Here is a 9,661-nt window from a genome sequence, read left to right on the forward strand (position 1 = left end):
CCGAGGTGGTCACCGTGCCGCAGGTTTATGCGCGCGTCCGTCAGGGCGACCTGCGCAGTGATGGCAGTTTACTCGCCGGGAATACCGTGGCGCTCAACAGTCAGGGCGATATCACCAACAGCGGCACCATCAGCGGGCGTGACGTCACCCAACTGACCGCCAACAATTTGACCAACAGCGGCTTTATTCGCGGCGGCAAAGTGGATGTGACGGCCCAACAGACGCTCACCAACCGGGGCGGCCAGATTCAGGGGGATGACCGGGTGACTCTGAAAGGCCGGGATATCACCAGCGCATCAACGGTGCGCGGGGATGAAGCTAACCGCTGGCTGGACCGTCCGGCAGGCATCTATGTGCAGAACGATAACGGCACCTTATCGCTGAGCGCCATTAACAATGTGCAATTAACCGCCAGTGACGTCAAAAACGCCGGTAAAGACGGTCACACCGAGATAACGGCAGGCCATAACCTGACGCTGGACGCCTTAAGCACGCGCCGCACAGAGCAAGGGAATTGGGGGAAAGATAACTATCGCCATCTGACCCAGCAACAGGATATCGGCAGCCAGATAACCGGTGCCGGTGAGGTGACCCTGCAAGCCGGGCATGACGTGAACGCCACCGCCGCCCATGTCAACGCCGGTCAACACCTGACGGCGCAAGCCGGGCATAACTTGACGCTGACCACCGGGACCGCCTCATCCGACTTAGTGGAGCACAGCAAGCAAACCAGCAAAGGCTGGCTGTCGAAATCGTCAGTGGAAACCCACGATGAAGTGCATGACCGACAGGCGCTCAGTACCACATTCAGTGGCGATAAAGTCAACATACAGGCCGGAAAAGACCTCAATATCCGCGGCAGCAATGTCGCCGGTACGCAGGATGTCAGCCTGAACGCCGGTCATCAACTGACTGTTACCACCGCCGCGGAAGCGCACGATGAAACCCATTTGCGACAGGAGAAAAAATCCGGCCTGATGGGAACCGGCGGCATGGGTTTCACCTTAGGCAAAGCCAGCCAGAAAACCACCACCGACAGTGACCGCCAGCTTAGCAAAGGCAGCACAATCGGCAGCAGTCAGGGCAATGTCACCCTCAACGCCGGAGAACAGCTCCGGGTTCACGGCAGTGAGGTGATTGCCGGTAAAGACCTGACGCTCGCTGGTCAACAGGTCGATATCACCAGTGCGGAAAACCGCCATCACACCACGACAAAAACCGAACAAAAACAGAGCGGCTTAACCGTGGCGCTGAGTGGCACAGCAGGCGGGGCCGTCAACAGCGCGGTGCAAACAGCCAGAACCGCCCGCACTGAAAGTGACCCGCGAGTGAAAGCCCTGCAAAACACTCAAGCCGCCCTCAGCGGAGTGCAAGCGGTGCAGGCTGGCCGACTGGCGGAAGCTCAGGGCAGTGACGACAAAGGCAATAGCAACCTGGCCGGGGTGAGCCTGTCCTACGGTCGGCAATCCTCTCGTTCAGAACAGCAGCACCGCCAGACCACTCAACAGGGCAGCCATCTCGCTGCCGGGGATAACCTCAATATAACCGCCAAAGGGGATAGCAAAGGCGCATCAGGCCAGAATGGCGATATCCGTATTCAGGGCAGCCAGTTACAGGCGGGTAAAGACCTGCAACTCAATGCCAGCCGGGATATTCAGCTTTCATCCAGCCAGAACACCGAACAGACGACCGGCAAAAACAGCAGCCACGGCAGCTCTCTGGGCATGGGCCTGACCGCGGGACCGGGAGGTACCGGCCTGAGCGTCTCGGCCAATGTCAGTCGGGGCAACGGCCGTGAAAACGGCAACGGCGTCAGTCATACTAACACCACATTACAGGCAGGACAGACCGTCGGGCTGAACAGTGGCCGGGACACCACGCTGAAAGGGGCTCAGGTCAGCGGCGAGCAGATTACCGCCGACGTGAAACGTCATTTGACATTAAGCAGCGAGCAGGACAGCCAGCGTTATGACAGCAAACAACAGAATGCCAGCGCGGGCGTCAGTGCCACCGTGGGCCCCTTCACTAACGGTACCGCGAGCCTCAATGCCAGCCGCAATAAACTGCACAGCAACTATGACAGCGTGCAGGAGCAGACCGGGCTGTTTGCTGGCAAAGGCGGCTATCAGGTTAATGTCGGTGACCACACCCAACTGGACGGTGCGGTGATAGCAAGTACCGCCGACAAAGCCAAAAATACCCTGAACACCGGGACGCTGGGCTTCAAGGATATTAAAAATCAAGCGGACTTTACTGTTGAGCAACAAAGTGCGGGCATCAGCCTCGGCCAACCGACCGCCGGTCAGGTTCTCAATAATCTGGCGGTCAATGGGCTGATGGGTTCCAATAACCAGGGCCATGACAGCAGCACCACGCACGCTGCGGTCAGTGACGGCAATCTGATTATCCGGGATAAAGCGCACCAGACGCAGGATGTCGCGAACTTAAGTCGCGATACCGATAACGCCGCCAATGTCCTGAGTCCGATATTTGATAAGGAAAAAGAGCAGCAACGGCTGAAACAGGCGCAACTGATTGGCGAACTCAGCGCCCAGATGACCGAGATAGCCCGTACGGAAGGGAAAATTATCGCCACCAAAGCGGCGAAAGCGAAACTGAATCATATCAGTGAACCGGACAAAGAGGCAGCCAGAAAAAAACTGGTCGACAGTGGCAATCCACACCCGACTTCGGCGGATATCAATAAGCAAGTTTATGACACCGCTTACACGCAGGCACTGAATGACTCGGGCTTGGGGACCGGCGGAACCTATCAGAAAGCCTTACAGGCTGCTACGGCAGCGATTCAGGGCTTGGCTGGGAACAATCTCGGTCAGGCGCTGGCCGGGGGCGCTTCACCGTATCTGGCGGGCGTGATAAAAGAGCTGACCACCGACCCACAAACCCATCAGGTGGATATTGCCACCAATACGTTGGCCCATGCGATTTTAGGCGCGGTGGCGGCCGAGGTGAGCGGTAATAATGCCCTATCAGGGGCAGCCGGTGCGGCTTCGGGTGAGCTGGCCGCTCAGGTCTTGATTAAGCAACTTTACGGTGATGGGGCCAAAGTCAATGAGTTAACGGAGGAACAAAAACAAACTATCAGTACCCTTTCCACCCTGGCAGCAGGACTGGCAGGCGGTATTGCCGGTGATTCCACCGCCAGCGCCGTTACCGGGGCGCAGGCAGGGAAGAATGCAATTGAGAATAATGCTTTGAGCTTGCCCAAAGGGATGGCGGATTACGGTCGGGCACAGAGTTCACTCGCCATGCAAATGCTCAGGGAAGGGGCAACCCCGGATGAATTGTCGGAAGCGTTGGCGAAACAAGCGAGAGGCACGCACCCGGAAGGGCAAGATCCGGCCAGAGGGCTGATTGTGGCGTGGGGGAACTTCTTCGGTGTGCCGTTAGATGTGGTGATGTCCAATGAAAAAATGACGCCGGAGAAAGCGGCTGAAATTGTGGCCAGCGGTGTGCCGACCAGTGAAGCGAAGGTGATGCAGTATGTGGCGGCTAAGGCATTCTTGGCACTGGCTAAAAATCCTGTTTCGGGTAGCAAAGCAGAAGGTTCATCACCGCAATGGAAAGTAGGAGAAGGGAAATTTAGTCCGAAGGATAAGGGCACGGTGACGAATGTTGAGCATCCGGTTGGTAAGTTTGATGGGAAGTCATTGTCGAATGGAAAAACAGAAAATGTTGCGAAGAATAGTGAGTTGTCAACAGGAACTGTTTTCGATTCCATTAAAGGCACTCAGCCAATGTATCCTGGATCCGTAATTCCTAAATCTTTTGAAATGTCATTACCGAACGGAAAGAAAGTATGGGTACATGGAAATGCTACCGAACATATGGTGGAGTACGCAGCATCAAAAGCTGTTACGCATACGCCTGAAGCCGTGAGACTGGCTAGTCAACAAGAACTAAGAAGTTTCCAATCTGCTGTAAATACTGCCACAAAAAACAAAATGCCATATGGTGAGAGAATTACTGTAGATGGCTGGCAACTAGAAATTAAACCACCACGAACAGCAACTGAGTTGCCAACGATCATCCATGCCCGTTATGTAGGAGCACATTAAATGGATATAGAAATTAAAAACCCTATAAACATTACATTAGATGTAATAGAGCTTGATGAGCATGTACCGTCAATGAAATTTAATCTTACAATCCGAGTAGATAAATTTGGATATAGTTTAGACGTGAATATGCAGCTATGGATAGAATGTCAATGTTTTGACTCATTTATCGACAACTTACGTAGAAATGATATAGCTCGTCTTAAAGATATGAATGGGGCTTTTGAATTGCTATTAAACCCTGTTCAGGACTTACTTGAATGGTCATGTGCCAAAGAAAATCTAGATGGCTATATCACATCAGCAAAAGGAAGAGAAAAGCTAACCGATGAGTCGAAATGTGCATTGTACGAGGCATTTAATGATTATCCTAAGTGGTGGTAATCAATAAATACTGATCCCAGCTAAGCGCTGGGATCTCCTTTTAGCGGTCAATCATTCTCAACCAGCCGGATAATCAGCTGCCCCCGTTCAACGGTGATGTTCACCGGCTGCCCGGTGGCAAAGCCCGCTTCTTGCAGCCAGTTGCCTTTAAGGTGCAGGCTGGGATGCTGGCTGTAATAACGGGTCATGCCAGTGTGTCGGTCGGCGTGACATCGGCTGATATAGCCGACTTTATAGCGGCGTTGCGCTTTCGAACCGCCTGAATTTACATTACAATCGCGTTCAGCCATAAATCAACTCCTACATAGTTGGTTGTGTGGTCAGCGGCTATCATGAGGTGCGAACTCATGGTAGCCGCGTCATCTCAGCGCTTGGCGCTCTTCATAACAACTTTTTCCATCATTGACTTGGTAACAAAACTGTCAATCACCATAATCAACGCTTTTTGCTCCTCATCGGATAACGAATCAGCCTGTTCCCAAAGTTCATGCAATATGTGGTTACGTATCTTCACATCTTTGCTGGTCTCGCGGCGGCCAACCAGTTCATCGAGAGAAACCTGTAAAACATCAGCCAGCTTAATCAGGGATTCCAGTTGAGGAACGATGTGTCCCCGTTCCCAACGGTTATACACTCTGGGCAGTACCTCAATCATCTCGGCAAGCCGCGACTGGGTTAATCCCCGAGCTTCTCTGAGCATCTTAAGCCGTTCAGAAAATACGGACATATCAATACCTGTTTGCAAAACACAAATGTCCGCCATTGTACCCCTTCCTTTTTAGCTGGCTGTTGTAAAGTCTCTTTAATGCGATTATTATATATCGCAAACATGTCTATTGACAAGGTTCAAAAGGAAAGACTTATGACCCATGTTCCCGATACCGATTTAGCCCGCTTAAAGCAAACCGTCTCGTTGCTGGGGCTGGTGCGTAAGCAAGGCCGTCCGATGAAAAAACGCGGTGAGGATTATGTGCTGCGCTGCCCGTTCCACAATGAGAAAACCCCTTCACTGGTGATCTCACCGGCCAAGAACCTGTATCACTGCTTTGGCTGTGGCGCAGCGGGATCGGTGCTGGACTGGGTGATACAAACGGAAGGGGTGACGCTGAAAATCGCTATCCGCCGGCTGCGGGAGCTGGCCGGGTTGCCGGATATGGACAATGCAGTTGTGGCCGCTTCTTCTTTAGCCGCCCCGCCGGGATCACAGGCGGCACCTCTGCCGCGCCCGAAACTGGCCGACCTGGACGATGACGGGCAGGCGCTGTTGCATCAGGTGATTGATTTTTATCATCAGCACTTACTGGCGTCACCGGAAGCCAAAGCCTGGCTGGAGCGGCGCGGGCTGAACCATCCTGAACTGGTCAGCCACTTTAAACTGGGGTATGCGGGTCATCACGGTATCAGCGGTTCCGCGGGGTTGTTGCCGTCCAAAGACAGTCAGGAAGGTCAGCAGTTGCGCGGCAAGCTGTCGGGGCTGGGCGTGTTGCGTACCACCACCCGGCAGGACCACTTCCGGGGCTGTGTCGTGGTGCCGATAATCGGCTGGGCCGAATCGGCCAGTGTGGCCAGCCGCGGGCGGGTGCTGCAACTGTATGGCCGCCGAACCCAGCCGGATTACAAAGTGCTGAAAGACAGCCCGAAGCATCTGTACCTGTCCTCACCACTGGCCGGGGTCTGGAATGAGGCAGCGATGAAAGCCGCTGCGGAAATTATCCTGTGCGAAGCGCTGATCGATGCCATGACCTTCTGGTGTGCCGGGTTCCGCAACGTGATCGCCGCGTTCGGGGTGAACGGGTTTAACCGTGAGCATCTCGAAGCCTTGCAGTATCACGGCGTGAAGCGGGTGCTGATTGCCTTTGACCGGGACGAGGCCGGAGACCGTGGCGCGGCTAATGTGGCGGCTGATTTACTGGAAGCCGGTATCGAGGCATGGCGGGTGCAGTTCCCGCCGGGCATGGATGCCAATGACTATGCCGTCAAAAGCGGCAACGCCGAACATGCACTGGGGCTGGCGTTGCAACAGGCGGTCTGGCTGGGACAGGGAACGGCACCGGGCGCGGTGTTCAGCCATGAGCGGCCCGTCTCGCCGGGTGTGACGGAAAAGCCTCACAATGCCGATGTGGCTAAACCGGCTGCCTTAGCCGCCCCGCCGGCGCTGACTGTTGCGCCCGTGCTCTGTGAGCGCACGGCCTGCGGTGAACTGCTGATGAAAAGCGGCCCCCGGGTCTGGCGGATACGGGGAATGAAAAAATCCCCGGTGCCGGATGTGATGAAAGTCAATGTGCAGGTGCGGGATGAAACGTCCGGCCTGTTCCATGTGGATACGCTGGACATGTATCACGCGCGGCATCGTCAGAACTACATCAGCACGGCGGCGCAAGAGCTGGAATGCGAGCTGTCGGTGATTAAACGTGAAGCCGGGCGGATGCTGCTGATGCTGGAGCAGCAACAGGATGCTGAACAGCAGGCGGAGGCCGAAGCGTCAGGGACAACGGCGGTGACGGTCAGCGCGGAAGACGAAGCCGCCGCGCTGGCATTGCTGACATCACCGAACTTAACAGAACAGATTATCAACGACATGGCCGCCTGCGGGGTGGTCGGCGAATCGACCAATCTGCTGACCGGGTATCTGGCGGCAGTCTCGCGCAAACTCGATAAACCGCTGGCCGTGCTGATACAAAGCAGTTCCGCTGCCGGGAAATCGTCATTGATGGAGGCGGTGCTGAACCTGATGCCGGAAGAGGAGCGTATCCAGTACTCGGCAATGACTGGGCAGAGCCTCTACTATCTGGGAGAAACCAGCCTGCAACACAAGATACTGGCGATAGCCGAAGAAGAAGGCGTACGGCAGGCGGCCTATGCCCTGAAACTGTTGCAGTCGGACGGCGAGTTGAAAATCGCCAGCACCGGCAAGAACGAACAGAGCGGCGAACTGGTGACGCGGGAGTACAAAGTACAGGGTCCGGTGATGCTGATGTTAACGACCACCGCCATTGATGTGGATGAAGAGCTGCTGAACCGCTGTCTGGTGCTGACGGTCAACGAATCGCGCGAGCAGACGCAGGCTATCCACGCCATGCAGCGGCACCGCCAGACGCTGGCCGGATTGCTGGCTGACTCGGAGAAAGGCTATCTGACTCAACTGCACCAGAACGCCCAGCGCCTGTTAAGGCCGCTGAAAGTGGTCAATCCTTACGCCCACCAACTGACGTTCCTGTCAGACAAAACCCGGATGCGGCGCGACCACATGAAATACCTGACGCTGATACAGGCCATTGCCCTGCTGTACCAGTATCAACGTGAAGTGAAGAAAACGACCCACCGCGGACAGGTCATCGAATATATCGAAGTCACCCAGGACGATATTGCCCTCGCCAACCGGCTGGCGCATGAAGTGCTGGGGCGCACGCTGGATGAAATGCCGCCGCAGACGCGCAAGCTGTTACTGCTGATACAAGAGATGGTGAACGAACAGGCGCAAATCCAGCACTGCCAGCCAAATGAAGTGCGCTTTACCCGGCGGGATATCCGCGCCTTTACCCACTGGAGCGACAGCCAGCTCAAAAACCACTGTCAACGACTGACGGAAATGGAATACCTGCTGTTGCATGGCGGCAGCCGGGGGCACCTGCTGCATTATGAACTGCTGTGGGACGGAGAAGACAACGGCGCAGTCCACCTGTGCGGCCTGCTGGATGTCGGAGAAGCGGACTCAGAAACCGCCGGCAGTGAACGCAAGTCTGACCCGGAAGGTCATAAGTCTTCCCCAAGTCCGGGGCAAGTCTGGCCTGAGTCTGGGGAAGAAAAACCCGCGTCAGCCCGGACAGCACAAGAGCCAGCGGGGGCACAAGTCCGGGCAGATGAAAACGCAGTTATCAGGGAAAATAATCACGGAGACGCATTGCCTGTACCCGACAGGAATAAACCGCCGGCAGCCGTCCCGACAGGTCATGAAAGCAAGTCTGACTTAAATGAACGCAAGCCTGTCTCAAGTCTGGGCCAGGTCCGGGCTAAGTCTGGGGTGAAAAAATCCCCATCCGGGCAGGCAGAACACGGGTTCAGCGTACCGCAAGTCGGGGTAACGGAAGACACCGTGATAAAAGGAAAAAAGAAAACGCGCCCCTTGTCTGCGTCCACCCCTCAATCTCAACCGGAGGTCAATCATGGCAAACCGTAAACCGCGCAAAGGAAGTCTCCTGACCGTCGATGACGTCTATCGTCAGCCGGTAGGGCCGGCGCATGACCCAAAAAGCCTGTATGCGCTGCTGCTGCGCTTCGTGGCCTGGCGGCAGGAACGGAACTGGTCGGAAACCACGCTGAAAGTGCAGACCCATCACACCTATCACTTTATCCTGTGGGCCACGGACCGGGGCCTGTACTATGCCGCGGACATCACGCGGCCGATACTGGAGCGTTACCAGCGCTACCTGTACCAGTACCGCAAGACCAACGGAGAGCCGCTGAGCATCCGCACCCAGCGCACGCAGTTGCAGCCGTTACAGGTGTGGTTCAAATGGCTGACGAAACAGAACCTGATACTGGCGAACCCGGCAGCGGACATTGAGTTGCCGCGGGAAGAAAAACGCCTGCCGCGGTATATCCTGAGCATTGATGAAATCGAGCATATCCTGTCGCTGCCTGACCCGAATACGTTGCAGGGTGCCCGAGACCGGGCCCTGATGGAGCTGCTCTGGTCAACAGGGATACGACGCAGTGAAGCGGCCCGGCTCGATATCTACAGCATTGACGGGTCACGCAAAACGGTGACCATCCGGCAGGGCAAGGGGAATAAAGACCGGGTATTGCCCCTCGGCGAACGGGCCTTAAACTGGCTCCAGTTCTATCAGCAACAGGTTCGCCCGCAACTGCTGGTCACCCCGGACATCCAGTCGCTGTTCGTGGCAATGGACGGTCTCGACGGGTTGCAGCCGAACGGTATCACCCATGCCGTGAGCGGTTATATCCGGGCCGCCGGCATTGAGAAAAAAGGTGCCTGCCACCTGTTCCGGCATGCGATGGCGACCCAGATGCTGGAGAACGGCGCGGACCTGCGCTGGATACAGGCCATGTTAGGCCATGCCAGCGTGGAATCCACCCAGGTGTATACGCAGGTCTCTATCCGGGCCTTGCAGGCGGTACACGCCAGTACGCATCCGGCGGAGCAAATGGCCGACGAAAAAGTCCGCGACGCCGATGAG

General features: G+C 55.9%; 6 protein-coding genes. 4 read left to right on the forward strand and 2 right to left on the reverse strand.

Features of this window, described 5'->3' with window-relative positions:
• Together AACQ38_RS22945 and AACQ38_RS22950 are read left to right on the forward strand one after the other, a co-directional pair.
• Positions 1 to 4,079 (forward strand): hemagglutinin repeat-containing protein (locus tag AACQ38_RS22945; protein ID WP_445260635.1); only part of this gene is annotated, 4,079 nt, incomplete at its 5' end.
• Complete coding sequence (locus AACQ38_RS22950; RefSeq protein WP_165579151.1) at positions 4,080 to 4,463, forward strand: hypothetical protein; 384 nt, start codon at positions 4,080 to 4,082, stop codon at positions 4,461 to 4,463.
• Positions 4,464 to 4,510: 47 nt separating this feature from the next.
• Here AACQ38_RS22950 and AACQ38_RS22955 read toward each other — a convergent pair whose 3' ends face one another.
• Positions 4,511 to 4,753: a SymE family type I addiction module toxin gene (locus tag AACQ38_RS22955; RefSeq protein ID WP_165579152.1), complete on the reverse strand. Its 243-nt coding sequence runs from the start codon at positions 4,751 to 4,753 to the stop codon at positions 4,511 to 4,513.
• A 74-nt stretch (positions 4,754 to 4,827) separates the two neighbouring features.
• On the reverse strand, positions 4,828 to 5,226 hold the full coding sequence (locus AACQ38_RS22960) for a helix-turn-helix domain-containing protein (RefSeq protein ID WP_165579153.1): 399 nt from the start codon (positions 5,224 to 5,226) through the stop codon (positions 4,828 to 4,830).
• Between the two features lie 99 nt (positions 5,227 to 5,325).
• On the opposite strand from AACQ38_RS22960, the gene AACQ38_RS22965 reads away from it, so the two are divergent.
• On the forward strand, positions 5,326 to 8,640 hold the full coding sequence (locus tag AACQ38_RS22965) for a CHC2 zinc finger domain-containing protein (RefSeq protein ID WP_165579154.1): 3,315 nt from the start codon (positions 5,326 to 5,328) through the stop codon (positions 8,638 to 8,640).
• Positions 8,627 to 9,661: site-specific tyrosine recombinase XerC (gene xerC, locus AACQ38_RS22970; RefSeq protein ID WP_165579155.1), on the forward strand; the 1,035-nt coding region annotated here is incomplete at its 3' end. The genes AACQ38_RS22965 and xerC, both read left to right, overlap by 14 nt.

Origin of the sequence: Photorhabdus sp. RW14-46 (assembly GCF_963887965.1) — a bacterium.
Taxonomy (GTDB): domain Bacteria; phylum Pseudomonadota; class Gammaproteobacteria; order Enterobacterales; family Enterobacteriaceae; genus Photorhabdus; species Photorhabdus laumondii.

Coding starts and splice junctions, on each gene's coding strand:
- AACQ38_RS22955 (WP_165579152.1), bottom strand. CDS start 4,753: ATGGCTGAACGCGATTGTAATGTAAATTCAGGCGGTTCGAAAGCGCAA.
- AACQ38_RS22950 (WP_165579151.1), top strand. CDS start 4,080: ATGGATATAGAAATTAAAAACCCTATAAACATTACATTAGATGTAATA.
- AACQ38_RS22960 (WP_165579153.1), bottom strand. CDS start 5,226: ATGGCGGACATTTGTGTTTTGCAAACAGGTATTGATATGTCCGTATTT.
- AACQ38_RS22965 (WP_165579154.1), top strand. CDS start 5,326: ATGACCCATGTTCCCGATACCGATTTAGCCCGCTTAAAGCAAACCGTC.